At 67.7% G+C, this 24,469-nt stretch carries 25 protein-coding genes; 17 read left to right on the forward strand and 8 right to left on the reverse strand.

Annotated elements, in window-relative coordinates; all coding sequences use genetic code 11:
• Positions 1-20 precede the first annotated feature (20 nt).
• On the forward strand, positions 21-1,811 hold the full coding sequence (locus ACSVDM_RS21880; RefSeq protein WP_439267399.1) for a penicillin-binding transpeptidase domain-containing protein: 1,791 nt from the start codon (positions 21-23) through the stop codon (positions 1,809-1,811).
• On the opposite strand, the gene ACSVDM_RS21885 is transcribed toward ACSVDM_RS21880, so the two are convergent.
• Positions 1,805-1,996 (reverse strand): hypothetical protein, encoded by a 192-nt coding sequence (locus tag ACSVDM_RS21885; protein WP_067496292.1) that lies wholly within the window; start codon positions 1,994-1,996, stop codon positions 1,805-1,807. The genes ACSVDM_RS21880 and ACSVDM_RS21885 overlap by 7 nt on opposite strands.
• Before the next feature lie 210 nt (positions 1,997-2,206).
• Complete coding sequence (locus ACSVDM_RS21890; RefSeq protein WP_067496295.1) at positions 2,207-2,704, reverse strand: peroxynitrite isomerase; 498 nt, start codon at positions 2,702-2,704, stop codon at positions 2,207-2,209.
• 114 nt (positions 2,705-2,818) lie between these two features.
• Between ACSVDM_RS21890 and ACSVDM_RS21895 the strand changes: the two genes are divergently transcribed.
• From ACSVDM_RS21895 to ACSVDM_RS21905, 3 genes are all read left to right on the forward strand, one after another.
• Complete coding sequence (locus tag ACSVDM_RS21895; protein WP_439267402.1) at positions 2,819-4,165, forward strand: TIGR03118 family protein; 1,347 nt, start codon at positions 2,819-2,821, stop codon at positions 4,163-4,165.
• 129 nt (positions 4,166-4,294) lie between these two features.
• Positions 4,295-4,759 (forward strand): DUF4254 domain-containing protein, encoded by a 465-nt coding sequence (locus ACSVDM_RS21900; protein ID WP_439267404.1) that lies wholly within the window; start codon positions 4,295-4,297, stop codon positions 4,757-4,759.
• Positions 4,760-4,815: 56 nt separating this feature from the next.
• The gene (locus ACSVDM_RS21905; protein ID WP_439267406.1) at positions 4,816-5,640 is read left to right on the forward strand and encodes a thioesterase domain-containing protein; all 825 of its coding nucleotides are present in this window, start codon (positions 4,816-4,818) and stop codon (positions 5,638-5,640) included.
• Between the two features lie 7 nt (positions 5,641-5,647).
• On the opposite strand, the gene ACSVDM_RS21910 is transcribed toward ACSVDM_RS21905, so the two are convergent.
• Positions 5,648-6,529, reverse strand: a complete 882-nt coding sequence (locus ACSVDM_RS21910; RefSeq protein WP_067636503.1) for a helix-turn-helix domain-containing protein — start codon at positions 6,527-6,529, stop codon at positions 5,648-5,650.
• Between the two features lie 388 nt (positions 6,530-6,917).
• Here ACSVDM_RS21910 and ACSVDM_RS21915 point away from each other — a divergent pair, with 388 nt between their 5' ends.
• Positions 6,918-7,277: a DUF4254 domain-containing protein gene (locus ACSVDM_RS21915; protein ID WP_067496462.1), complete on the forward strand. Its 360-nt coding sequence runs from the start codon at positions 6,918-6,920 to the stop codon at positions 7,275-7,277.
• A gap of 3 nt (positions 7,278-7,280) precedes the next feature.
• Here ACSVDM_RS21915 and ACSVDM_RS21920 read toward each other — a convergent pair whose 3' ends face one another.
• Positions 7,281-8,003 (reverse strand): GntR family transcriptional regulator, encoded by a 723-nt coding sequence (locus ACSVDM_RS21920; RefSeq protein ID WP_439267408.1) that lies wholly within the window; start codon positions 8,001-8,003, stop codon positions 7,281-7,283.
• 97 nt (positions 8,004-8,100) lie between these two features.
• Here ACSVDM_RS21920 and ACSVDM_RS21925 point away from each other — a divergent pair, with 97 nt between their 5' ends.
• From ACSVDM_RS21925 to ACSVDM_RS21950, 6 genes are all read left to right on the forward strand, one after another.
• On the forward strand, positions 8,101-9,228 hold the full coding sequence (locus ACSVDM_RS21925) for a TIGR03364 family FAD-dependent oxidoreductase (RefSeq protein ID WP_439267409.1): 1,128 nt from the start codon (positions 8,101-8,103) through the stop codon (positions 9,226-9,228).
• Positions 9,229-9,236: 8 nt separating this feature from the next.
• Complete coding sequence (locus ACSVDM_RS21930; RefSeq protein WP_439267411.1) at positions 9,237-9,917, forward strand: phosphonatase-like hydrolase; 681 nt, start codon at positions 9,237-9,239, stop codon at positions 9,915-9,917.
• Positions 9,918-9,945: 28 nt separating this feature from the next.
• Positions 9,946-11,025 (forward strand): 2-aminoethylphosphonate ABC transporter substrate-binding protein, encoded by a 1,080-nt coding sequence (locus tag ACSVDM_RS21935; RefSeq protein ID WP_439267412.1) that lies wholly within the window; start codon positions 9,946-9,948, stop codon positions 11,023-11,025.
• Positions 11,026-11,049: 24 nt separating this feature from the next.
• Positions 11,050-12,237 (forward strand): ABC transporter ATP-binding protein, encoded by a 1,188-nt coding sequence (locus tag ACSVDM_RS21940; RefSeq protein ID WP_439267414.1) that lies wholly within the window; start codon positions 11,050-11,052, stop codon positions 12,235-12,237.
• Positions 12,238-12,520: 283 nt separating this feature from the next.
• Positions 12,521-13,414, forward strand: coding sequence for a 2-aminoethylphosphonate ABC transporter permease subunit (locus ACSVDM_RS21945; protein ID WP_439267416.1), 894 nt, complete (start codon positions 12,521-12,523; stop codon positions 13,412-13,414).
• A 2-nt stretch (positions 13,415-13,416) separates the two neighbouring features.
• The gene (locus ACSVDM_RS21950) at positions 13,417-14,214 is read left to right on the forward strand and encodes an ABC transporter permease (RefSeq protein WP_439267417.1); all 798 of its coding nucleotides are present in this window, start codon (positions 13,417-13,419) and stop codon (positions 14,212-14,214) included.
• Positions 14,215-14,240: 26 nt separating this feature from the next.
• Here ACSVDM_RS21950 and ACSVDM_RS21955 read toward each other — a convergent pair whose 3' ends face one another.
• Positions 14,241-15,005, reverse strand: coding sequence for an SDR family NAD(P)-dependent oxidoreductase (locus tag ACSVDM_RS21955; protein WP_439267418.1), 765 nt, complete (start codon positions 15,003-15,005; stop codon positions 14,241-14,243).
• A gap of 105 nt (positions 15,006-15,110) precedes the next feature.
• Positions 15,111-16,169: a helix-turn-helix transcriptional regulator gene (locus ACSVDM_RS21960; RefSeq protein WP_439267420.1), complete on the reverse strand. Its 1,059-nt coding sequence runs from the start codon at positions 16,167-16,169 to the stop codon at positions 15,111-15,113.
• Positions 16,170-16,652: 483 nt separating this feature from the next.
• On the opposite strand from ACSVDM_RS21960, the gene ACSVDM_RS21965 reads away from it, so the two are divergent.
• Positions 16,653-16,877 carry a hypothetical protein gene (locus ACSVDM_RS21965; RefSeq protein WP_439267422.1) on the forward strand — a complete coding sequence of 75 codons (225 nt, stop codon included), beginning with the start codon at positions 16,653-16,655 and terminating at the stop codon, positions 16,875-16,877.
• 143 nt (positions 16,878-17,020) lie between these two features.
• On the opposite strand, the gene ACSVDM_RS21970 is transcribed toward ACSVDM_RS21965, so the two are convergent.
• Positions 17,021-17,431, reverse strand: coding sequence for a RidA family protein (locus tag ACSVDM_RS21970; protein ID WP_439267424.1), 411 nt, complete (start codon positions 17,429-17,431; stop codon positions 17,021-17,023).
• 78 nt (positions 17,432-17,509) lie between these two features.
• Here ACSVDM_RS21970 and ACSVDM_RS21975 point away from each other — a divergent pair, with 78 nt between their 5' ends.
• Both ACSVDM_RS21975 and ACSVDM_RS21980 read left to right on the forward strand, forming a co-directional pair.
• Positions 17,510-17,890, forward strand: coding sequence for a winged helix-turn-helix transcriptional regulator (locus ACSVDM_RS21975; protein ID WP_439267426.1), 381 nt, complete (start codon positions 17,510-17,512; stop codon positions 17,888-17,890).
• Between the two features lie 89 nt (positions 17,891-17,979).
• On the forward strand, positions 17,980-18,579 hold the full coding sequence (locus ACSVDM_RS21980) for a DUF4126 domain-containing protein (protein ID WP_439267428.1): 600 nt from the start codon (positions 17,980-17,982) through the stop codon (positions 18,577-18,579).
• Between the two features lies 1 nt (position 18,580).
• Here ACSVDM_RS21980 and ACSVDM_RS21985 read toward each other — a convergent pair whose 3' ends face one another.
• On the reverse strand, positions 18,581-19,591 hold the full coding sequence (locus ACSVDM_RS21985; RefSeq protein ID WP_357394855.1) for an Atu2307/SP_0267 family LLM class monooxygenase: 1,011 nt from the start codon (positions 19,589-19,591) through the stop codon (positions 18,581-18,583).
• Positions 19,592-19,672: 81 nt separating this feature from the next.
• On the opposite strand from ACSVDM_RS21985, the gene ACSVDM_RS21990 reads away from it, so the two are divergent.
• The 3 genes from ACSVDM_RS21990 to ACSVDM_RS22000 are packed head-to-tail and all read left to right on the forward strand — an operon-like array spanning position 19,673 to position 24,469.
• Entirely contained in the window at positions 19,673-21,958 is a 2,286-nt protein-coding gene (locus ACSVDM_RS21990) for an FdhF/YdeP family oxidoreductase (protein WP_439267430.1), read from the forward strand.
• Positions 21,959-21,971: 13 nt separating this feature from the next.
• Positions 21,972-22,835: a type I methionyl aminopeptidase gene (gene map, locus ACSVDM_RS21995; RefSeq protein WP_067496356.1), complete on the forward strand. Its 864-nt coding sequence runs from the start codon at positions 21,972-21,974 to the stop codon at positions 22,833-22,835.
• Positions 22,832-24,469: a cobyric acid synthase gene (locus ACSVDM_RS22000; RefSeq protein WP_439267433.1), complete on the forward strand. Its 1,638-nt coding sequence runs from the start codon at positions 22,832-22,834 to the stop codon at positions 24,467-24,469. The genes map and ACSVDM_RS22000 overlap by 4 nt, the downstream gene beginning before the upstream one ends.

Consider the following 24,469-nt stretch of genomic DNA (forward strand, 5'->3'; position numbering starts at 1 on the left):
CGCCGTTACCATCTGTGCCGATGAGGACTCGGATGTTCACCACCTGTGCGGTGCTCGCGCTCGCGCTCTCCTCGGGCGCGTGTTCGACGGGTCCGCAGGGGCCGGTGCCCGCCGCCCAGGACTTCGCCGAGGCCTTGGCCGACCGCGATCTGGTCACCGCGGGTGGTCTCACGACCTCACCCGAGAAGGCCACGGCCGCACTCACTTCTACCTGGGACGCGCTGCAGGCCGAGAAGCTCACCGTCCGCACCGGCGACGCACGCGTGCAGGGCGACACCGCCACCGTCGACTACACCTACGAGTGGACACTGCCCAAGGGCCGCCACTGGACCTATTCGGGTGAACTGCAGATGGGCCGCAGCGACGGCCGCTGGCTGGTGCGCTGGACCGCCACCGACATCCACCCCAAACTCGGCGACACCCAAAGCCTGGAATTACGAACCCAACCCGCGCCGCGCGCGCGGGTCAACGAGTCGGCGGGCAGCGATGTGCTCGTGCCGGGCAAGGTGTCACGGGTACGGTTCACGGTCGCCGACGCCCCGGACCCCGACCGGGTCGCGGGGGCGCTTGCCGCTGCGCTGAGCCGCATCGATCCGGTGGCCTACACCCCGCAGGCCATTCTGTCGGCCGCGCGCAAAGCCGATGGGGCGTACACGGTCGTCCTGCTCAGCGAGTACGAGGCCGAGACGCTCGGCGGTCACCTGATCGGTCTGCCCGGAGTGACGCTCACCCAGGAGTGGGACATGGTGCCCACCGATCGCAAGTTCGCCCCCGACCTGCTCACCCAGGTGCGCAAGACCGTGATCGCCGAGGTCGACGGCAAGGCGGGCTGGAGCGTGGTAACCCGCAACGCCAACGGCGCGGATCTCGATGTGCTGCACGAGGTCCCGGCCCAGCCGGCACCGTCGTTCGCGCTCAGTATCGACCGTTTCGTGCAGAATTCGGCGCAGCACGCGGTCGACCTGCGCACCGAGCAGACGATGATGGTGGTGATCAGGCCCTCCACCGGCGCGATTCTCGCGGTGGCCCAGAACAAGGCCGCCGATCGTGACGGCCCCGTGGCCACGAGCGGTCAGTACCCGCCCGGCTCGATCTTCAAGACGGTCACGGCGTCGGCGGCGATGGCGGCGGGTATCGCGACGCCCGAGACGGTGCTGCCCTGCCCGAGCCGGACAACCATCGGGGAGCGGACGATTCCCAACTACAACCTCTTCACGGTGGGTGATGTGCCGATGGCCACCGCCTACGAACGCTCCTGCAACACCACCTTCGCGCGGCTGGCCAGCCGGCTCGAACCCGACGCGCTCACCGAGGCCGCCGCCCGCCTCGGCATCGGCCAGGATTACCGGGTGGCCGGGCTGCCGACGCTGTCGGGGTCGGTGCCGCCCGCCGACGGGCTGGTCCAGCGCGCCGAGGACGGCATCGGCCAGGGCCGGGTGGTGACGAGCCCGTTCGGGATGGCACTGATGGCCGCGGCGGTGGCGCACGGGTCGGCGCCGGTGCCGTATCTGATCGCGGGCAGGCCCACCGAGATCGTCGGTGAGCGGCCCGAACTCGCGCCCGAGGTGGTGGAGGGGCTGCGCGAGATGATGCGGATGGTCGTCACCGGCGGCACCGCCGAACGCATCCGCGATCAGGGCGAGGTGTACGGCAAGACCGGTGAGGCGGAGGTCGACGGCGGATCGCACTCGTGGTTCGTCGGCTACCGCGGCGACATGGCCTTCGCGACATTGCTGGTCAAGGGTGGCAGTTCCGACAACGCGGTCGCCGTCACCCGTGACATGTTCGCGGCGCTGCCACCCGGTTACTGAGCGCGATACGGCGGGACGACGTAGGCGTCTTTGTCGGTGTGCTCGACCGCGTCGCGGTGGACCACTTCATAGCCGGGAGCCGGTTTGGGCGGCGCGGATTGGACTCGGGCGTCGAGCAGATCGATGGCCATGGCACCGCCGAGAATCATTCCGGCGGTGGTCAAAATCAGGGTGGAACGGCTCATATTCGTCTCCCTCGTCCAGGGTTTCGACGTGTTCCGAATGGGAGAACCGTAGAACGCGGAAGCGCTCGGCAACAGGCGGCGGCAGTAAGCGACACACAATTGTTGCCATATGTGCGGGCGTGTTCGAACGTAATCGCTATGCGACCGTGACGATCCGCCGTCGCGATCGAACGCGCTGCTCAGCGGGTACGTGCAAATGAAATTGCATTGTCACGCACGTTGCAGGGTCGCGCTCAGATGATGTTGCAGGGATTCGCCGACGGCGGCCATCCGCAGCGTGTACTCGATGGTGTCGCCGGTCACATGGAAGGAACGGCCTACCGCCGTCACCGATTTCGCCGACCCACTCAACCCGATATTCGTCGAATTCAATTCGAGCCGAATTCCGTCGACGGTTTCGGTGAGTGTTCCCTCGCAGATCTCGGTGATTCCGGTGGGGTGGGCGAGCACCAGTTCGACCTTGCCGGGTGCTGGGGCGCGCAGATAGCCCGTCTCCGCGTGCAGCGGGCGGCCGTCGTCGGCGGCTTTGGTCCGCTGCCGGTAGGTCAGGAACGGGCGGCCCAGATGACCGAAGGTGATCTCCTCGACGTAGTCGAAGGGATCGATGGTCGGGTACTCACCGTGACCTCGCCCGCGCCAGGTACCGAGCAGCGGTGCGAGGGCGGCGACGGCGGGATGCGGGGCGATGGGCGCGCTTGGTTCGACCACGCGCGACAGCCTAGACCTGCCACCACAGCCATGTTCACGGCACACCGTCACACGGGTCGGGATAAGGTCAGCGTCGCCTGAACGCCGTCCGGCGGAGGTCGAAAGGAATGAACGTTGAACGGACATGTGAGGGGCACCCGCCGGGTGCTGTCCGGGCCGGTGCGCGGTGCGGTTCTCGGCGCGGTGCTCTTGGTCGCTGCCGCGTGCTCGGGCACCGATCCGGCGGGCGACGGTGTCGCCGCCCTCGACGGCAACCGGTACAGCCAAACCGATCTGGCCGCCAGCTCCGACTCCTATCACGCCCAATTCACCATCGCCGAGATGGTCGACGCCTGGGGTCTGGCGACCCGGCCCAAGGGCGCGGGCGGACATTTCTGGGTGGGCGCGGGTGGTAAGTCGTTCCAGTTCCTCGGTGATGTCAGCGAGTCGACGGACCCGGCACTGCAGAAACTCACCAGGGACCAGTTCGAATCCGTCGCGATTCCCGGCACCGATGCCGATCCGTCCGACAAGTCGGCGGGCAAGACGACCGGTGTGGTGTTCAACCCGGCCCCGATCAATTCCGATCTGTTCGCGGTGCGCGACCAGTGGGTCGATCTGAACGGAATGCCGGTCCCGCTCGGCGGTTCGGCCCGGTTCATCGTCGGCACCGATTCCGGCAGGATCAACGCCTGGACCGAGCAGGCGCCCGACGGAGCCGTCATCCGCCGCAACGGCGGCGCCAACCAGGTTTTCGACGGTTCGGCGCAGGGCATGTCGTTCCTCGGGCTCACGCTCGCACCCTCCGGTGACAAACTGCTGGCCGCCGACTTCGGCGCCGACCCGCAGATCCGCACCTTCGACAAGTTCTGGCAGCCGGTGGCGACCACCGGCTTCGCCAACCCGTTCGCCACCGGCAAGCCCGTCGACCCCGCCAGTCCGGAGAAGGGCAACAAGGCCGTTCCCGGCGACCCGGCACCGTTCAACATCACCACGGTCGGCAGCCGGGTGTTCGTCTCCTACGCCGTGACCAAGGCCGACAAGAAGGACACCGAGGCCTTCGACAAGGGCGAGGAGGTCTCGCTCGACGCCAAGGCCGACGAAGCGGCCGGCGGTACCCCGGACAAGGGCAAGGTCGCCGAATTCGACGCCGCGGGCAAGCTGGTGCGCATCATCGACGACGGCGGGCGCCTCAACGCACCGTGGGCGGTGACGATCGCGCCGTCGAACTTCGGTGCGCTCTCGGGCAAGTTGCTGATCGGCAACTCCGGTGGCCTCGGCCGGGTCCTCGCCTTCGACGACACCACCGGGACCTTCGTCGACTACCTGCGCGACAGCGACGGCGAGCCGGTGCAGATCGAGGGGTTGTGGGCGTTGACGTTCGGCAACGGTGAGAGCGCGGGCGACGCCGACGCGCTGTACTTCACCGCGGGCCCACGTGAGGAGAAGGACGGCCTGTTCGGCAGTCTGCGCGCGCTGTAGCGCGGCGGGCACACGCCAGGCGAACAGGACAACCTGGATGTCCGCAGGCCTGTTCGCTTCCGTCTGGCATCGTGGTAGGGGACAGTGGTGGCGGAGTGTTTGCCGGGGTGGCCGAGCCGGAGGTGCCAGATGACGGTGATGCGCTGTGAGACGCGGTTTTCGGTCGACCGAACCAGGTTGCCCGGGCGTGAGCTGATGCTCGCCGCGTTCCGTGGACCGGCCGAGGACTACCACCCGGTGCTGCACGCGGCGGCCGAGCTCGCCGTGCTGCACCAGGTGCGCGACCGCACGCCGGCCTTCGAGGCGCCAGGACTCGACCGTCGCCGGGCGCAACTGATGCGCGCGATCGACCGCTGGGTGATCCTGGCCGCCCCGCTGCCCTCGGCCTCCGCGGCCGAGCACTGCGAAACCCTCGGCATGCTTGTCGACCGGCTCGCGGCACACAGCGCGCGGCTGTTCGTCACCATGGCCGACGCCACCGACGCGCAGTTCTACGACGAGTGGGCCCGGCTCGACGACCTCGCCGAGAGCTACCAGCGCCTGATCGACGATCTGTGGGCCGGTTCCCGCTGTCTTCCCTCGGTCGTCCACTGACCGGTGCCCCCGGAATTGTTGGCTCGGTAGAACTTTCGTACGACGTACCATTCGTTGTGCGCACAGACGAGGAGCAGGCGCAGACCTGCGAGTGGTCCCGCGAGGTGTTCGCCGAACCGCGACCCGCTGCCGCGGTGTCGACCGTGCTGCCGATCCGTCCGCGCTCGGATTCGGTCGACGGCACACCGCTGTTCTGTCTGGCCGGTGAAGCGGGACTGGCATGGCCCTTCGCCTGCCTGCTCGCCCACCTCGAGCCGGAGGTACCCGTCTACGGGCTGCAGACGCTTGTCGATCTGCCGACGATCGGCGACTACGCGCAGCACTTCCTGACCGAGATCCGCCGGATCGCTCCGCAGGGGCCGTATCGGTTGCTCGGATGGTCGGCGGGCGGCCTCGTCGCGCAGGAGATGGCGGTGCGGCTGGGGGAGGACAACCAGATTGTCCGGGTTGTCCTCCTGGGCACGGATGCGGGTGCCGGACCGCTGTCGCCGACGGCGCCGGGCAGATTCGTCGAGCGGCTCATCGGCGTCGCGGACAACGATTCCCGTCCGCCCAACCATGAAACGGGCATTGACACGTCAGCGGCCGAATTGACCGACAGGCTGGCGGGCACGATCACCATGACGGGCGACGAATTGCGGCACCTGATCGATCACTCCGCCGCGCTCGCACGCGCAGCGTCGACCCACCGCCCACAAATCCTGCCCGGCGAACTCGTCCTGGTCGTCCCCGAGCGCGATCGACCCGATGCGGCTGCCGCGGTGGAGGACTGGCGGCGCCTGGTGACGGGCAACCTGACGGCCCATGCCGTCGACGCGACCCTCGACGATCTCCTCGCACCCGAGGTCCTCGCCCGGGTCGCCGGCCTGCTCACCCCATGAGGGGCGATTACCTCGCCCGATCCACCCCGGCCGCGATCTCGTCGCGAGCCCGCTGAATCAGCGCGGCGGAATCACGTGGGCTCAGCGCCATGGCCCGCAACTGGTCGAAGATCACGCCGAATCGGCGGATCTCCGAATGACCTTCGACCAGGTCGTGCACGGACATGCTCTCCACATACACCAGTTCGGGGTCGACCGGATTGCGGAAGTCGAGCAGCGTGAACGACCCGGCCATGCCGGGATGCGCGCCCGCCTCGAACGGCAGGACCTGCAGGATCACGTTCTTGCGCTTGGTCTCCTCGAGCAGTCGGTCGAGCTGGCCGACCATGGTCACCGGACCGCCGACCACCCGGCGGATGGCGGCCTCGTCCATCACCACCCACAGCTCGAGCGGATCGTCCTTCGTCAGGTTCACCGCGCGGTCCATGCGCGCCTTGGCCCGGCTCTCCATCACGGAGGCGTCGAGGCGCGGCATCGACGTATCGATCACCGCCGCGGCGTATTCGAAGGTCTGCAAAAGGCCGGGCACAGTGGAGGTCTGGTACTGGCGTGCCGAAAGTGCTTCCGCCTCGAAGTTGATGTAGGTGGCGTAGACATCGGACAACGCCCCTTCGTACGCATGTGACATGCCCGGTTTGAGCGCGTCGCTGAGCAGGCTCATGGCCTCCTCGCGCATTTTCTCGCTCACCTGGTACAGGTCGAGCATCGCGCTGAGCGTGCGCCGCTGCGGGCGCGCCTGCGCCATTTCGATGCGGTACAGCGTTGTCACGTTGATGCCGGTGCGCGCGCTCACGTCCTCTTTGCTGAGCCCGGCGGATTCGCGCAGCTCACGGAGCATCGCGGCGAGCCTGCGAAGCCGGACGGTGAGTGTGGTTCGCTTGCCTGCCATGGGTGCCCCTTCGCCTGTGGCGCGTCACGTGAATCGCATTATTGCGCTGCTCGTCCATGCTGTCACGGGTTCGGGAAAGAATGCCGGTCGGCCTGTTCGCTTGTGGTCAAGTGACCCGCGGTTCTGTCAGGGCGGCTTTACTGCAGGAGTGACAACGCAATCTTGCGTTTCCCGTTGTGAGCGAGCATGATCCAGTTAGCCTGGTTGCGAGCAAGCCGAACAGAAGACCGGGATAACCGAATCGAGAGCCAATCATGTTGGTATACAAATCTTGGGTGTCGGGTGAATTCGGGGCGTTGCGATGAGCGCGCCGGTGATGGGTGGGGTACTGCCGACGGCGCCACAATTGTTGTGCGCCTTTCAGGGGCGGCGTTTCCAGGATCGCGAATTGCTGCGATCGGCACACGCGCTCGCTGAGCTGCACGAACGGCGGGCACAGGTGCGTGACGCCGCATTGATCGCCGAAATAGATTGCCGTCGAGGAGAACTCGTCGACGACATCAACGACTGGATTGTCGCCGAGATTCCGGTGAATCGGACGGGTGCCTCGCTGCACACCGAAAGTCTCGGCGCCGTCGTCGACCGGATGGCGCGAAGCTGGGTGGATGCCAACCAGGCCATCGATCTGGACGGCGCGCGAAGCGACAGCACGCACAAACATTGGTATCACCTGGCCGAACTGGTCGACGGCTACACCGACCTCGTCACCGATGTGATCGGTGGCAGGCGAAGGCTGCCCGAGCAGTAGGGGCTACGCGGGTTCCGGTGACAGCCTCGCCTCGAAGGCGACGCGGTCACCACGATAGAGCGAACGCACCCGTTCGATGGGTGCGCCGTCCGTATCGACACTTCGCCTGTGCAGCAGCAACATCGGTAGTGCGGTCGTGCTTTCGAGCAGGCCCGCCTCCCGCGGCGAGGCGAGAACGGTCTCGATGCGTTCCCGCGCACCGGCAAAGCTCACGCCGGTGGCGCGGATCGCGGCGTAGAGCGACGTGGTCGGGTCATAACTGCCACGAAGCCCGCCGAAGCGATGCAGTGGCAGATAGGTGCTTTCCAGGCCGATGCGTTCACCGTCGGCGAGCAGGACGCGTTCGAGGTGCATCACCGGCGTGCCGGGCTCCACCTCGAGATCGGTCGCGGTCTGCGCGTCGGCGGGAACGTCTTCCCAGGCCACGACTACGCGGCCGGGTACGCGGCCGAGACTGACCGCGCCCTCGGTGTAGGAACGCAGCGACAGCGGCTGGGTGAGCTTAGGCCGCGACACGACAGTTCCGCGTCCGCGCCGGCGAATCCTGCCCTCCACCAGCAGTTCCCGCAGCGCGTGGCGCACCGTCTCGCGCGCCACTCCGAAGCGGGTGGCGAGATCGCGTTCCGACGGCACCGGGTCGCCCTCGTCGAGTTCGGCGAGGATCGCGTCGATCTCGGTGCGGACGCGGAACACCTTCGGGACGCGCGTGGTGTGCGGTGAATCCATGCCGCTCAGCGTACCCGGATTGGTCTATACCAAAAGTTAACGCGGTGTTCGCCCTGGCCACACCTATCGGTCTAGACCATTTGCCACTATCGGTGCCATGCGATTGGTCATCATCGGTGGTGGGATTCTCGGCACGGCGCACGCCTGGGCCGCGATAGCCCGCGGCCACGAGGTCGTCCACCTGGAACGCGAACGCGAGGCGCGCGGCGCGACGGTCCGCAACTTCGGCCTGGTCTGGGTATCCGGGCGGTCGGCAGGCGAGCTGGAACTCACGCTGCGTTCGCGCGGGCTGTGGGAGGAGATCGGCGGTCGGGTCGCGGGCGTCGGTTTCCGGCCCGCCGGGTCCATCACCCTGGTCCGTACCCCGGCGGAGCTGGCCGTCGCCGAGGCCGCGGCGGCGGGGCCCACCGCGGCCGATCGCGGTTTCACCCTGCTCGAACCCGAGCAGGTGCTGGCGCACAACCCGGCGCTGCGCGGTAAATACCTGGCCGGCCTGCACTGTTCGACCGACGCGGCGGTGGAGTCGCGGCAGGCGTTGCCCGCCTTGCGCGCCCACATGGCCGCCAGCGGTCGCTACACCTTCCACGAGTCGACCGAGGCCCGGTCGGTCACCGATACCGGCGCCGGTGCGGTGGTGCTCGACGATCAGGGCCGCCGTCACGAGGCCGACCTGGTCGTGCACTGCCCAGGCGCGGCGCATTCCGGGCTCACCCGGGAACTGGCCGGTGTGCTGCCGGTGCGCCGGGTGCGGTTGCAGATGATGCAGACCGAGCCGCTCGGCGAAGCACTCACCACGGCGATCGCCGACGGCGACAGCTTCCGCTACTACCCGGGTTTCGCCGGCCCGCAGGTGGATTCGCTCGCGCGCGAGCAGTCGCAGACGGCCACCGCCGCCGAGCACAGGATGCAGCTGCTGTGTGTGCAGCGGTTGCACGGCGGGCTGACCATCGGTGACACCCACGAATACACCGAACCGTTCGCCTTCGACGTCGACGAAGCGCCCTACGACCACCTCACCGAGGTGACCGAGGAGCTGCTCGGCCGCAAGCTGCCACGGGTGGTGCGCCGCTGGGCGGGTGTCTACAGCCAGAGCGTCGACCCGGACGCCATCGTCACCCGCGTGCGGGCCGACACCAACGTGTGGGTGGTGACCGGCCCCGGTGGTCGCGGAATGACGCTCGGCCCCGCCCTCGGCGAACAAACCGCCGACGAGATCGGACTGTGAGGATCACCGTGCACCACAACGCTATTCAGCTCGCCGTGCTCGACATGGCCGGTACAACCGTCGCCGACGGCGGATTGGTGCTTCGCGCCTTCGAGGAGGCGGCTACCGCGGTCGGGATCGAGTCCGACGGCCCACGTCGCGAGGCGGCCCGCCGATACGTGCTCGACACCATGGGCCAGTCCAAGATCGAGGTCTTCCGTGCGCTGCTCGGTGACGAGGACGCGGCCCAGGCAGGTAATCGCGCCTTCGAGGCGGCCTACGACGCGCTCGTCGGCGAGGCCGACATCGCGCCCGTACCCGGTGCGGTAGAGGCGATCACGGCCCTGCGCGACGCGGGTGTCCGGGTGGCGCTCACCACCGGGTTCAGCCGCGACACCCAGGACAAGCTGCTGTCCGCGCTCGGCTGGGCCGAGCTGGCCGACCTCACCCTCGCCCCGTCCGACGCCGGCCGTGGCCGTCCCTACCCGGACATGGTGCTCACCGCGGCACTGCGCCTGCGGGTCGACGCGGTCGACCGGATCGCTGTCCTCGGCGACACCACCAGCGATATCGCGACCGGTCTGGCGGCCGGGGCGCGCATCGTCGCGGGCACCCTGACCGGCGCGCACAGCGCGGCACAGCTGCGAGAGGCGGGCGCGACCCACGTCGTCGACTCCGTCGCCGACTTCCCCGCCCTGCTCCTGACCTGAACTTCCGTCGCGGCGACCGCCGCGGCGAATGCACCTCCGTGAAACGAAAGTTGTTGTCATCGTGCGTACTTCCCTCACCAGACGCCGCCTCGCGCGCACCGCGTTGCTGCTGGCAGGCGTCACAGCCGTCGCGTTCTCCTCGGCGTGTGGCGGCACCGGAACCGAGTCGGCCGACGGCCGCACCGTCACCGTGTACTCCGCCGACGGCGTCGGTGGCTGGTACAAGAACCGCTTCGACGAGTTCACCGAGCAGACCGGGATCGCGGTGAACCTGGTCGAGGCCGGGTCGGGCGAGGTGGTCAACCGGGTCGACAAGGAACAGTCCAATCCGCAGGCCGACATCGTGGTCACCCTGCCGCCGTTCATCCAGAAGGCCGAGCAGTCGGGTCTGCTGCAGCCAAGCGGTATCGACACCGCCGCGATCCCCGCCGCCGACAAGGATCCCGACGGCAACTACGTGACGATGGCCAACAACTTCCTGTGCTTCATCGCCAACCCGTCGGTCGATGCCGCCGCGCTCACCTGGGACGACCTGCTGAAGCCGGAGTTCAAGGGCAAGCTGCAGTACTCGACGCCCGGCCAGGCCGGTGACGGCACGGCGGTGCTGGTGCTGCTGCAGCAGTTGCGCGGCAAGCAGGGTGCGCTGGACTACCTGGCGGCGTTGCAGGCCAACAATGTCGGCCCGTCGTCGTCGACCGGCAAGCTGCAGGCCAAGGTCGACAAGGGTGAGTTGCTCATCGCCAACGGCGACGTGCAGATGAACCTCACCACGGTGAAGGAGAAGGGATCGAAGTTCAACGTCTTCTTCCCCGCCGCCGACGGCAAGCGCTCCACCGTCGCCGTGCCGTACATGATGGGTCTTGCCAAGGGCGCGCCGCACAAGGACGACGCCACCGAGCTGATGCGGTTCCTGCTGGCGCCCGAGGCGCAGGCGGCGCTCGGACCCGAGGCCTTCGCGGTGTCGCCGCGGACCGATGTGCCCGCGCCCGCCGAGGGCGGTCCCGCCGCGGCGATGCGTGGTGTCGACGTGGTTCCGGTCGACTGGAACACGGTGCTCACCGAGCTGGATGCCGATCTCGCGGCATACCAGAAGGCAACCGGCAGCTGAAATCCCCTGTAAAAGGAGTCGACAATGTCCGATGGTGACGTGCGCACGGGGTCCGTGGTTTCGGCCGGTGCCACCACGACCGAACCGGCGATCGTGTTCGACCGGGTCGGTGTCAGCTACGGCCGGGGCCGCAAGGCCGCTGTCGCGCTGGCCGATTTCAGCCTGCGCGTCGCCGTCGGCGAGACGGTGGCATTGCTCGGCCCGAGTGGGTCGGGCAAGTCGACCGCGCTCAAGGCGCTGGCCGGATTCGTCCGTCCCACTTCGGGTTCGGTGCGGTTGGCCGGACGCGATGTCACCGCGTTGTCGCCCGCCGAGCGGGGGATCGGCGTGGTCGTGCAGTCGTATGCGCTGTTCCCGCACATGAGCGTGCGCGGCAATGTGGCGTTCGGGTTGAAATCGCAGCGGGTGCCGCGCGCCGAGATCGGGCCGCGCGTCACCGAGGCCTTGGAGATGGTCGGCATGGGTGGCTATGCCGAGCGTCTGCCGCGGGAGCTGTCGGGTGGTCAGCAGCAGCGGGTGGCGATCGCCCGTGCGCTGGCCATCCGGCCGAGGGTGCTGCTGCTCGACGAACCGCTCGCCGCCCTCGACGCGCAGTTGCGGCACTCGATGCTCGGCGAACTACAGCAATTGCGGAAGGCATTGCCCGACACGGCGATGCTGTACGTCACCCACGATCAGGCCGAGGCGCTCGCCCTGGCCGACCGGATCGCGGTGATGCGTGATTCCCGCCTCGTCGACATCGACACCGCCGAAAACCTCTGGCAGCGACCGCCTTCCGATTTCACCGCCGGGTTCCTGGGTGGGGCGAACCTGGTGCCGTGCACGGTGAAGCACGTCACCGGGACGGCGGCGCTGGTCACCGCGGGAACCTCGACACTGCGTGCCCAGGCGCCGGTGCCCGGTGTCGGGCAGGACGAGTGGAAGCCGGACGACGCCGCGCTGCTGTGCGTGCGCCCGCACACCGTCACCCTCGGCAAGACCTCGGATCGAGATGCTCTGCGTGCCACGGTGCGGAGTGCGGTGTGGCGTGGGGCGTCGACCCGGGTCGAGTTGGATGTCGACGGTTTGCCGTCCGTGCTCGCCGCCGACGTGTCCGGACATTTCACCGCTGCGGTGGGTTCGGTCGTCGGGGTCGTCTTGCCCGATCCCGCCGGTGTCCTGATCGCGAACACGGTCGGGGCCGGTTCGCGCGGCGAGGAGGATGCGCCGTGAACTCGGTTGAACTCGTTGCGTCGGTGCGGAATTCCTGCTCGCGCACCCATAACGCCGTCGCAGCCGTCGGAAGCCCCGGCGTTCCGACTCCAGTCAGTGTGATGGTGTGGGGTCGGCACGGTATCAGGAGTCGGCGTCCGATGATTTCGTCATTTGCGACGGCCGGGAGTCGTTGCTCGGCACAGATATCGAGTCTCGAGGTCTCGGGAGCGCGGACTCGGCCGGTGAAGGTGGCGAGCGTGCTTCGTGAGTTCGGTCCGTCCTGCGAGGGCGAGGTGCGGCGATGAGTGCGCCAGTCCTCGATCCGCCTGCGGTTGTGAAGCCGAAATCCGCAGGTGCGCAGCGCTCGTGGGCGCCTGTCCTCTGGACGTTGCCGCCCGTACTCATCGTGCTCGGTGTCGCCGGTTATCCGATTCTGCGAGTTCTCACCGAGTCGACGCGCACGCCGACCGGACGCGGCACCGAGGTGTGGTCGACGGTCCTCGGCTCGGCGGCGTTCCGGGATGCGTTGTGGCGCACCATCTCCATCGCCGTGTGCTCGACGCTCGGCTGCCTGGTGCTCGGCACGTTCCTGGCGATCGTGCTCGCGTTCGTGCCGTTTGCCGGGTCGGGGGTGGTCGGCCGACTCATCGACACCATCCTCACGCTGCCGTCGTTCCTCATCACCCTGGCCTTCACCTTCCTCTACGGCACGGCGGGGGCGGTGAACGCGGTGATCGCCGAATTGACCGGGGCGACAACGCCGGTGATCGATTTCCTCACCACGCCGCTGGGCGTGATCCTGGCCGAGATCACCTTCTTCACCCCGTTCGTGGTGCGACCCGTGCTCGCCGCGTTCGCGCAACTGCCGCGCGAACAGCTCGATGTGGCGGCCAGTCTCGGCGCCTCCCCGTGGCGGGTGCTGCGCCAGGTGGTGTTGCCCGAAGCGTGGCCCGCGCTGGCGGCAGGCGGCAGCCTCGTGTTGCTGTTGACGCTCAACGAGTTCGGCATCGTGCTGTTCACCGGCGCCAAGGGTGTCATCACGCTGCCCGCGTTGATCTACACCCGTGGCATCGTCACCTTCGACCTGCCCGGCGCCGCCGTTCTCGCCACCGTGCAGGTGGTGCTGTCGCTCACCCTGTACGTCACCTACCGGCTCGTGTTCGCCCGGTTCATCGCCCGTCCGAAGGAGGACTGATCGTGCTCGTCTGGACTCCGCGCGGGAAGCTGTTGGTGCTCACCATCTTCGGGCTCGTGGTGACGGTGGTCTTCGTCGCCCCGATCGCGACGGTCGTTCTCGCCGCGCTCGCGGGCACCTGGACCGGCCCGCTCCCGTCGGACCTCGGTTTCGCCAACCTCGGCAGCGCTGTGAGCGGTGAACAGGCCGCGAGCCTGTCGGTGAGTCTGCAGACCGCGCTGATCTCGGGCGCGGTCGCCCTGATCGTCGGCACCTGGGCCGCTCTCGCGGCCCGCGAGGCGCCCACCTGGTTGCGTCGCCTCACCGACGCCGTCTTCCACCTGCCGGTCGCGGTGCCCTCGGTGGCCATCGGCCTCGGCGTCCTCATCGCCTTCAACGAACGTCCGCTGCTGCTGGGCGGCACCAAGTGGATCGTCATCCTGGCTCATACCGTGCTGGTCCTCGCTTACGCTTTCAGTGCCATCTCCGCCGCCCTCGACCGCCTCGACCCCGCGTACCGCCAAGCCGCCGAATCCCTCGGCGCGGGTCCGGTCCGCGTCCTGACCCAGATCACCCTCCCCCTCCTGCTGCCCGCCCTCGGCGCCGCAGCGGGCCTCTCGATCGCCCTGTCCATGGGTGAGCTCGGCGCCACGATCATGGTGTACCCCGCCACCTGGAAAACCCTGCCGGTCAGCATCTTCGCCCAGACCGACCGAGGAGAGGTCTTCGACGCTGCCGCCGCGACAACGATCCTCGTCACGGTGACCCTCGTGGTACTGGTCGTCCTCGGCCGGTTGCGTGGTCGAGCCGCCGTGCGCTGAGCGGCGCGGGCTCGGTCGCCCAGAAGCTAGAGCAGTGCGGCGGCATCTACCGCAGTGAGGCCGCCGTCGATGCGCAGGTCGTGGCCGTTGATGTAGGAGGCCTCGGCGGAGGCCAGGAAAGCGACGGCGGCGGCGATATCGTCCACGGTGCCGACGCGGCCGGCGGGGGAGAGGGCCGCGACCCCCGCCTGTGCCGACTCGGAGAGTTCGGCGCGGAAGGCCGGTGTGTCGATGTAGCCCGGGCTCACCGAATTGACCCGAATACGGCGTGGCGCCAACTCCGCCGCGAGCGTGCGCGTCAGATTGTGCACCGCCGCCTTGCTCGCCGAATACAACGCCGCACCCGGCACACCCCGGTGCAGGCCGAACGACGCGTTGATGACGATGGCACCCTGGTCGACCAGCACCGGCAGCGCCTTCTGAATCGTGAAGAACGCCCCCTTGACATTGCTGTCGATCACCTGCCCGAACAGCTGGTCGCTCACCTGCTCGATCGTCTGGAACGACCCGATCCCCGCATTGGCGAACACCACATCGAGCCGCCCGAACCGCTCGGAGATCGTCCCCATCACAGCATCGACATCGTCGAGATCAGCCATATCCCCAGCGATCCCGACCGCCCCATCCCCCAACACCTCGACCGCCGCATCCAGCCGCCCCTTATCCCGGCCGGTCACCACCACCTGCCCACCTTCCTCGATCAACCGCCGAGCGGCAGCCAACCCCATCCCACTGCTACCCCCGGTAACCAGAGCGATCTTCCCGTCGAACCGAAACCCGTTGTGCCTCATGCACTCACCTTGCGCCTCCACCGAACAGACAAACAGTGCGCATTTATCAGGGGTGTGCCACCACCACCCTGACTGTCAGGCACGACGGCTTCGTCGCGGCCGGTGTCAGGCGGACTCGGTGAGGTGGAGGTGGGGGAGGGTGGTCAGGCGGGCGTGGGTGGCTGTGCCGGGTTTCGGGTTGTAGAGGACCACGGACCAATGGGGGTTGTCGGCGACGGTGAGGGTTGTCGCGTCGAAGTACAGTTCGCCGGCTTCGGGGTGGAGTAGGGCGTTGACTGCTTGCGCGGGGACACCCACCTCGTGCCGGTCCCACAGTTGTGCGAATTCGGGTGACGATGCCACGAGTTCTTCTGCCACGCGGCCGAATTCTTCGTCGTGCGGGGCGAGCGCCGCGTCGGCACGGTAGGCCGCGACAACACCCGGCGCCGCAGCGGCCCAGATCTCGGGCAGACCACGATAGCGGGGACTGGTGAAGAAGGTGACGAGGCAGTTGTGTGGTTCCCCGTCGTCGCAGCCGAAGATCCGACCGGCAAGAGTGTTGAACGCCAGGATGTTCCAGTAGCGGTCGCGCACCACGGCGGGCCCACGCTCCCACCCGTCGAGAAGTGCCCGGATTTCCGCGGTCACCTCCGTCCCCGATCCATTCGCGGGCGGCGGGTTGAGTCCGGCGAGCAAATACAGGTGCGCGCGTTCGGACTCGTTCATTCGCAGAGCCCCCGCGACGGCATCGAGAACATCACCGGAGACCGAAATGTCACGTCCTTGCTCCAGCCACGTATACCAAGACACCCCGACCCCCGCCAGCATCGCGACCTCCTCGCGCCGCAACCCGGGCGTCCGCCGCCGCCCACCCACGGGCAACCCCACCTCACCGGGAGATATCCGCTCCCGCCGAGCCCGCAGAAACTCGCGCAATTGTTCACGCCGCCGAACCGATACCGCACCGACCATCACTCCAACGTAGTCACCTGCGCCGGTGCCGCGCTGACCAAGCAAAGGTTGGACCGCAGGCGTGCGCCTTCCCACCACGTCGGTGGGGCCGAGGTCGTGGTCGGTCCGAGCGCCCACGCTGGAATGTGCTCTTCGGGTGGCGCAGGCAGCGGAGGATCGATCCCGTTCGTGATCGCGGTGCACGCGTAGCATGGCCCGCACGGCCGGAACCATGCCGCAATGACGGCAGCGGATCGGCGGTCCGAGAAGGTGAAAAGCGTTGGAGGACAACGGGTCCCGAGAAAGCCGCCGACGGCATCGACGCCGAATCGCCGGACAGCAGCTGGCGATTCACCGACGGTGTGCTGCACACCGGAACCACGCGAGCAGTTGTTCCCGACATCGATTGGTTCGAAAGGTGGACCTACGCCGAGTTCCTCGGTAACGACCAGCTCGTGCTTGCCTTGAATACCGGGCAGCCCTATGACGATTACGGTTCCCTCGGCACCAGACAGGGATTTGTCATGGTGCTGCAACTGGACGCGTACCAGCGGTGGGAGCTTGTCGCCTTCGAGTGGGGGCTCAGCAGCCGTGACCACGATGAAGATTTCGTGCCCGACGCAATCGTATGGCACCGGCGTGGAGTGCTGGCGTGGCTGTACAAGGGGGAACCTCGAATGGCATGTCCGAAAGGCGCAGCAGGACGGAGCAATCCGCGTGGAACCGCTGTACCTCGGTGACCGCGACTTCGAGCTCGGTCTCACCGCGTATTCGGGTGAGCTGTACGAAGTCGGGCATGAGATGTCGCTGGATGGCGCCGGGCGGATACTCACTGTTGGTGGTGGTGAGGGGAACCATCTGATCGATGTCGACGCGAAGATGCAGTCCACCGACGGACGCACCTGGACACCTATACCGGACGGCCTGACGTTCTCCCACTGATCGGCCCGCGGAACCCGACTCCACCGCCGAATCGATGCCGCATCGGCGAGGACGCCAACGTTAATTACCCGGGCGCGGTCGCGGAGTGCGCCGCATCGACCATGACTTCGCCGGTCGATGCGGTGCGGCACGCTCGGTAGGGGTCAATCGACGATTGCCGTTGCCTCGAGTTCCACCATCATGTCCGCCTCGAACAGGGCGTCCACGCCGATGAGTGAGGCGGGCGGCATCGGGTTCGGCAGGCCGATTTCCGCGGCGACCGATTCCACGCCGGACATGAAGGCGCCTGCCTGGTCGGGGGTCCATCCGGTGACGTAGAAGGTGAGGCGGAGTACGTCGGCGAAGGTGGCGCCTGCTCCGGTCAGGCCGACTGCGGTGTTGCGGAGGGCTTGGGCGACCTGTCCGGCGAGGTCGCCCGGTGCGACGGGCGTTCCGTCGGCGAGACGGGCGACCTGCCCGCTGACGTGCACGTGCCGCGATCCGGTGCCCACAGCCACGTGGTGGTAGGGCGCGGGCTGCAGCATTCCGGTGGGGGTGAAGTGCTCGACAGTCATTGTTGTTGCTCCGTTCGTTGTAAGTATCGCTAAGCTACCTAGTGCACAAAGGACACTTCAACGAAACCAGGTTTCAGCATGGATACCGCCGACGAGCTCCGCATCGACACCGCGCACCGCGAGCTACTGGATCAGGTGCTCGACAAGTGGTCGCTCAGCGTCCTCAACGAACTCTGTGAGCGACCGACCCGGTTCAACGAACTGCGTCGCGCCATCCCCGCGGTGACGCAAAAGTCGCTCACCGCGACGCTGCGCAGACTGGAGCGCAACGGGGTGATCGAACGGCACGTGGTCGGCACCCGTCCGGTCGCGGTCGAGTACCGGATCACCCCGCTCGGCAAAACCCTGCGCGACCCGGTCGACGTCCTGCTCGCCTGGGCGGCCGAACAGATGCCCGCGATCCACCGCGCCCGCGATGCCTACGACGAGCGTGAGGAAGCAGAACTGGGTGCGAGGTGAATCCGGTGGGCCTTGGCTCATCGGGGCGTACTCGACCGCAACGCCGTTGCCTGCGGGTCTGTGTCGGTGCCCGGGCTTAGGCTGACCACGTGTCGGTGCTGCCTCTGATCTTCACCGCTGGCTGGGCCAGTGGCATCAATGCGTACGCGGTGGTGTTCCTGCTCGGCCTGTTCGGACGGATCGGCTGGACCGACGACGTGCCCGCCGGTTTGGAACGCACCGACGTGCTCGTCGCGGCGGGCGTGTTGTTCCTCATCGAAGCTGTCGCCGACAAGATCCCGTACCTGGATTCCTTCTGGGATGCGGTGCACACGGTCGTGCGCCCGGCCTCCGGTGCGGTGGTATCGGCTCTGATTGCCGGGCAAGACGATTCGCTGCCCACGCTGTTCGCCGCCGCCGTGGGCGGCACGACCGCGCTGGCCAGTCACATCGTCAAAGCCGGTACCCGGATGGCCGTCAACACCTCACCGGAACCGGTCACCAATATCGCGATGAGCACCGCCGAGGACTTGAGCGTCGGCGGCATCATCACGCTCGCGGTGTTCTTCCCGGTCCTGGCGGCCGTCATCGCCGCGATCCTGCTGGCGATCGGATTGTGGGTCGTGTACCTGTGCGCCAGCCGGATCCGCCGCTACCTGCGCCGGAGAAGAGAACGGCGCGAGACGCGGGCGGTCGACGCACTCGAGTAGATCACCGCACCTGCGGCGCCACCTTGGATCCGAGCAGATCGATGGTGTGCAGCACCTTCTCCGGCGGCAGTGTGCCCACGCTGGTGTGCAGCATGAACCGATCCAGGCCGAGGGTGTCGCGGACGTCGGCGATCTTGGCGCCCACGTAGTCGGGGGTGCCGACGAACAACGACCCACTCTGGGAACGCAGCGCGTCGAACTGCTGGCGCGTCATCGGGCCCCAACCACGCTCGCGTCCGATCACCGACATCGCCATCGCGTACGGCTCGTAGAAATCGGCGACCGCCTGCTCGTCGGTGTCGGCGATGTACCCGTGCGCGTGCACCGCCACCGGCTGCTTCTCGTGCCCACCTTCGGCCAGCGCCCGGTGATACAGCTCCACCAGCGGCTTGAACCGCGCGGGCTGCCCGCCGATAATCGCGATCGCCAACGGCAGACCGAGCAGTCCGGCGCGGATCACCGATTCGGGGCTGCCGCCGACCGCGATCCACACCGGCAGCGGTCGGTCATCGGTGCGCGGGTAGACGGTGGCCTCGTGCAGCGGTGCGCGGAACCGGCCGGACCAGGTGACCGGCTCCTCCTCGCGCAGCCGAAGCAGCAGGCCGAGTTTCTCCTCGAAGAGCGCGTCGTAGTCGCCCAGGTCGTAACCGAACAGCGGGAACGATTCGGTGAAAGACCCACGCCCGGCCATCAATTCGGCCCGCCCGTTCGACAGGCCGTCCAGGGTCGCGAAGTCCTGATACACGCGCACCGGGTCGTCGGAGCTGAGCACGGTCACCGCGCTGGTCAGCTGGATCCGTTCGGTGCGGGCCGCGGCCGCGGCCAGGACGACGGCGGGTGCGGAGGCGGCGAAATCCTGGCGATGATGCTCGCCGACGCCGTACACATCAAGACCGGCGGCCTCGGTGGCCACGGCCTCGTCGACCACCTGACGCAGCCGCTCGGCCGCCGTCGGCGCGGGCCGATCACCCGTGGGGTACCGCTCGGCGAAGGTGGTGAGCCCCAGTTCCATGTGAACCTCGTTTCCAGGTCGCGTTCTGTTCCCCAGTCTAAACGGACCGTGGTCCGATATCATTCCCGTTATGCTGGCCTCATGATCGAGGACCCCGCCGACGACCTGACGGTCACGCCACCGAAGCAGTGGGCGGTCGGTGTCCCCGCCGTGGTCAACGCGCTGAAGTACTCCCTGTCGCAGAGCACGCTGCCACGCACCGCGCTCACCTTGCTGAACATCAATCAGACCGATGGTTTCGACTGTCCCGGTTGCGCGTGGCCGGAGCCGAAGCATCGGACCACCAACGAGTACTGCGAGAACGGCGCACGCCACATCGCCGACGAGTCGACCACGCGTCGCGTCACCGCCGATTTCTTCCGCGAGCATCCGGTCGCCGAACTCGACACGATGTCGGACTACTGGCTCAACCAGCAGGGCCGCCTCACCGAACCGATGGTCAAACGACCCGGCGCCACCCACTACGAACCCATCGGTTGGGACGACGCCCTCGACCTCGTCGCCACCACCCTGCGCGGCCTCGACTCGCCGGACGAAGCCGTGTTCTACACCTCGGGCAGACTCAGCAACGAGGCCGCGTTCCTGCTGCAGCTGTTCGTGCGCGCCTACGGCACCAACAACCTGCCCGACTGCTCGAACATGTGCCACGAATCCAGCGGCTCGGCGCTCACCGAAACCCTGGGCGTCGGCAAGGGCAGCGTGTCGCTGGAGGACATCTACCAGGCCGACCTGATCTTCGTCGTCGGCCAGAACCCCGGCACCAATCATCCGCGCATGCTCTCGGCGCTGGAGCAGACCAAGCGCAACGGCGGCACGATCATCGCGGTCAACCCGCTGCCCGAGGCCGGACTCATCCGGTTCAAGAATCCGCAGAAGGCGCGCGGTGTGCTCGGTCGCGGCACCGCCATCGCCGACCAGTTCCTCAAGATCCGCCCCGGCGGCGACCTCGCCCTGTTCCGCATGCTGAACCGGCTGCTCCTCGACGCCGAGGACGCCGCCCCCGGCACCGTGCTCGACCACGACTTCATCGCCGAGAACACCACCGGTTTCGCCGAATTCGCGGAGCAGGCGCGTGGAATCAGCTGGGACACCGCGCTCGCGGCCACCGGTCTCACACGCGCCGAGATCGAGCAGGCGCACCAGCGCGTGCTGGCGAGCAAGAAGATCATCGTGTGCTGGGCGATGGGTCTCACCCAGCACAAACACGGTGTGCCGACCATCCGCGAGATCGTCGATTTCCTGCTGCTGCGCGGCAATATCGGCCGTCCCGGTGCGGGAGTGTGCCCGGTGCGCGGGCACAGCAATGTGCAGGGCGACCGCACGATGGGCATCTGGGAACGGCCGCCGCAGGCGTTCCTCGACGCGCTGGAAAAGGAGTTCGCGTTCACTCCGCCCGCCGCGCACGGCCTGGATTCGGTCGACGCCATCCGCGCCATGCGCGACGGTAAGGCGAAGGTATTCGTCGGTGTCGCGGGCAATTTCGTGCGCGCCACCCCCGACAGCGAGGTCACCGAGGCGGCATTGCGCCGCTGTGCGCTCACCGTGCAGATCTCCACCAAGCTCAATCGCTCGCACACGGTGTGCGGTGATACCGCGCTGATCCTGCCGACACTCGGCCGCAGCGACCGCGACATCCAGGCAGGCGGCGAACAATTCGTCACCGTCGAGGACTCGATGAGTGAAGTGCACGCCTCGCGCGGGCGCCTCGACCCGGCCTCACCACACCTGCTCAGCGAGGTGGCCATCATCTCCCGGCTCGCGCGCCGCACGCTGGGAACCTCGTCGATTCCGTGGGAGGAGTTCGTCGCCGACTACGGGACCATCCGCGACCGCATCGCCCGCGTCGTGCCCGGTTTCGAGAACTTCAACGAGCGGGTGGCGCAGCCGGGTGGGCTGCGGTTGGTCAATCCGGTCAACGAGGGCGTCTTCCGAACCGCCACCGGCAAAGCGCGGTTCACCTGCAACGAGGTGACCGCGCTCGACGTGCCGCCGGGTTACCTTGTGCTGCAATCACTGCGGTCCCACGACCAGTGGAACACCATTCCCTACGGCGGCGACGACCGCTATCGCGGCATCCACCACGCGCGCCGGGTGGTGCTGGTCAACCCCGACGATCTCGCCGAACGCGGCCTGGCCGACGGCGACACCGTCGACATCGTCAGCGTGTGGCACGACGGCAGCGAACGCCGCGCCGAGAAGTTTGTCGTCGTCGCCTACCCGGCGAGCCGGGGTTCGGCGGCGGCGTACTACCCGGAGACCAACGTCCTGGTCCCCCTCGACAGCGTCGCCGACATCAGCAACACCCCGACCTCGAAGGGCATCGTCGTCCGCCTCGAACCCGTCCCCGCCGATGCCGACGTCGGCTAAGTACACTTCCGGTATGTCCGTGCGCACCCGTCAGCCACTCGTCCCCGGCACCCAGTCGCCGATCCGGGACGTCCCGCGTTCCATCGAGCGCCCCGAATACGTGTGGAAACCGACGGTCAACGAGGGCAAAGAGCCCTGGGTGCAGACGGCCGAGACCATCGAGAAGATGCGGATCGCGGGCAAGATCGCCGCCCAGGCACTCGAGGAAGCCGGCAAGGCGGTGGCGCCCGGCGTCACCACCGACGAACTCGACCGCATCGCCCACGAATACATGTGCGACCACGGCGCCTACCCCTCGACGCTGGGCTACAAGGGTTTCCCCAAGTCGTGCTGCACCTCGCTCAACGAGGTGATCTGCCACGGCATCCCCGACTCGACCGTGATCGAGGACGGTGACATCGTCAATATCGACGTCACCGCCTATATCCACGGCGTGCACGGCGACACCAACAAGACCTACCTCGCCGGCGATGTCGACGAGGAGGTGCGCCTGCTGGTCGAGCGCACCGAGGAGGCGACCAACCGGGCCATCAAGGCGGTCAAGCCGGGTCGTGCGCTCAATGTCATCGGCCGGGTCATCGAGGCCTACGCCAACCGCTTCGGCTACGGCGTTGTCCGCGACTTCACCGGTCACGGTGTCGGCCCCACCTTCCACAGCGGCCTGGTGATCCTGCATTACGACCAGCCCGACATCGACTCGGTCATCGAACCGGGCATGACCTTCACCATCGAGCCGATGATCAACCTCGGCGGCATCGACTACGACATCTGGGACGACGGCTGGACCGTGGTCACCAAGGACCGCAAGTGGACCGCGCAGTTCGAGCACACCCTGGTGGTCACCGAGACGGGCGCGGAAATCCTGACCCTGCCGTGAGCGGTGTGCTGCGCGGGGCACTGCTGATCGCCGGGACCACCTCCGACGCGGGCAAAAGCGTTGTGGTGGCGGGGATCTGCCGGATGCTGGCGCGGCGCGGCGTGCGGGTCGCGCCGTTCAAGGCGCAGAACATGTCGAACAATTCCGTCGTCACGCTCGACGGTGGGGAGATCGGGCGCGCCCAGGCTCTGCAGGCGCGTGCGTGTGGGCTCGAGCCGAGCGTGCGGTTCAACCCGGTGCTGTTGAAGCCCGGCAGTGATCGCCGTTCCCAATTGGTGGTGCGTGGGAAGGCGATCGGAACCATCGGTGCGCGAGACTATTTCACGCGTCGTCAGCAGTTGCGTGAAGTGGTGGCGGACGAACTCGCCTCGCTGCGTGCCGAATTCGATGTGGTGATTTGTGAGGGCGCCGGGTCGCCGGCCGAGATCAACCTGCGCGCCACCGATCTGGCGAACATGGGTCTGGCACGTGCGGCGGATCTTCCGGTTCTCGTCGTCGGCGATATCGACCGGGGCGGAGTGCTCGCCCACCTGTTCGGCACCGTCGCCGTCCTGGAACCCGAAGACCAGCAACTCGTTGCGGGGTTCCTCGTCAACAAATTCCGCGGCGATGTGACCCTGCTCCAACCCGGCCTCGACCAGCTCACCGCCCTCACCGGCCGCCCCACCCTCGGCGTACTGCCCTTCGCCGAGGACCTCTGGCTCGACGCCGAAGACTCCCTCGGCACCATCGCGGGCACCCCCGTCGGCCGCCCCGCTCCACCCCACGGCACCGACTGGCTTACCGTCGCCGCCATCCGCCTGCCCCGCATCTCCAACTCCACCGACATCGAAGCCCTGGCCTGCGAACCCGGCGTCTCGGTCCACTGGGCCGACAGCCCCCACCAATTGACCAACGCCGACCTCGTGGTGGTCCCCGGTTCCAAATCCACCGTTTCCGACCTGGAGTGGTTGCGCGCCAAGGGAATCGACGAGGCGCTGCGCACACGTGCCGCCACCGGACGCCCCGTCCTCGGCATCTGCGGCGGCTACCAAATGCTCGGCCGTCGCATCGTCGACGGCGTGGAATACGTGGGCGGAGATCGCCTCCCGTCGCCCACGGCTGCTGTTCCCGAGTTCGACGCCGCCCCGGGAGGTACGCCTGCAGACGAGGGGATTCCGTCCGGGAGTCCATGGGTGGGCGACGGCCTCGGGCTGTTCGACTTGGACATCGAGTTCGCGGAGCCGAAGATCGCACAGCAAGTAGCCGGGACTGCCGTAGGCATCCCTGTCCACGGCTATGAAATCCACCACGGCCGGGTGCGGCGTACCGGCGATCCCGCCTGGCTCACCATCGACGGCGCTCCGGAAGGCAGTGCACGAGAAGCGATCTGGGGCACGCACGTGCACGGCGTGCTCGAATCCGACGAATTCCGCCGCGCCTGGCTGACCGAAGTCGCCACTCGAGCGGGACGTACCGGCTTCACCGTCGCCCCCGACACGTCCGTCGCCGCCGTGCGAGAAGCCCAGCTCGACCTACTCGCCGACCTGATCGAGAAGCATGTCGACATCCCCGTCCTGGAAGAACTGATAGCGCGCGGCGCGAACGACCTCCCGATCATCCGAACGGGAATCCTCGACGTACCCGGCGAGTAA

This window comes from Nocardia sp. JW2 (genome assembly GCF_051843015.1).
GTDB lineage: Bacteria > Actinomycetota > Actinomycetes > Mycobacteriales > Mycobacteriaceae > Nocardia > Nocardia coubleae.

Bases quoted from the DNA above. Each gene is read 5' to 3' on its own strand.
- ACSVDM_RS21880 (WP_439267399.1), top strand. From the start codon at position 21: ATGAGGACTCGGATGTTCACCACCTGTGCGGTGCTCGCGCTCGCGCTC.
- ACSVDM_RS21885 (WP_067496292.1), bottom strand. From the start codon at position 1,996: ATGAGCCGTTCCACCCTGATTTTGACCACCGCCGGAATGATTCTCGGC.
- ACSVDM_RS21900 (WP_439267404.1), top strand. From the start codon at position 4,295: ATGACGGTGATGCGCTGTGAGACGCGGTTTTCGGTCGACCGAACCAGG.
- ACSVDM_RS21910 (WP_067636503.1), bottom strand. From the start codon at position 6,529: ATGGCAGGCAAGCGAACCACACTCACCGTCCGGCTTCGCAGGCTCGCC.
- ACSVDM_RS21920 (WP_439267408.1), bottom strand. From the start codon at position 8,003: ATGGATTCACCGCACACCACGCGCGTCCCGAAGGTGTTCCGCGTCCGC.
- ACSVDM_RS21925 (WP_439267409.1), top strand. From the start codon at position 8,101: ATGCGATTGGTCATCATCGGTGGTGGGATTCTCGGCACGGCGCACGCC.
- ACSVDM_RS21935 (WP_439267412.1), top strand. From the start codon at position 9,946: ATGCACCTCCGTGAAACGAAAGTTGTTGTCATCGTGCGTACTTCCCTC.
- ACSVDM_RS21940 (WP_439267414.1), top strand. From the start codon at position 11,050: ATGTCCGATGGTGACGTGCGCACGGGGTCCGTGGTTTCGGCCGGTGCC.
- ACSVDM_RS21945 (WP_439267416.1), top strand. From the start codon at position 12,521: ATGAGTGCGCCAGTCCTCGATCCGCCTGCGGTTGTGAAGCCGAAATCC.
- ACSVDM_RS21955 (WP_439267418.1), bottom strand. From the start codon at position 15,005: ATGAGGCACAACGGGTTTCGGTTCGACGGGAAGATCGCTCTGGTTACC.
- ACSVDM_RS21960 (WP_439267420.1), bottom strand. From the start codon at position 16,169: ATGGTTCCGGCCGTGCGGGCCATGCTACGCGTGCACCGCGATCACGAA.
- ACSVDM_RS21970 (WP_439267424.1), bottom strand. From the start codon at position 17,431: ATGACTGTCGAGCACTTCACCCCCACCGGAATGCTGCAGCCCGCGCCC.
- ACSVDM_RS21975 (WP_439267426.1), top strand. From the start codon at position 17,510: ATGGATACCGCCGACGAGCTCCGCATCGACACCGCGCACCGCGAGCTA.
- ACSVDM_RS21985 (WP_357394855.1), bottom strand. From the start codon at position 19,591: ATGGAACTGGGGCTCACCACCTTCGCCGAGCGGTACCCCACGGGTGAT.
- ACSVDM_RS21990 (WP_439267430.1), top strand. From the start codon at position 19,673: ATGATCGAGGACCCCGCCGACGACCTGACGGTCACGCCACCGAAGCAG.
- map (WP_067496356.1), top strand. From the start codon at position 21,972: ATGTCCGTGCGCACCCGTCAGCCACTCGTCCCCGGCACCCAGTCGCCG.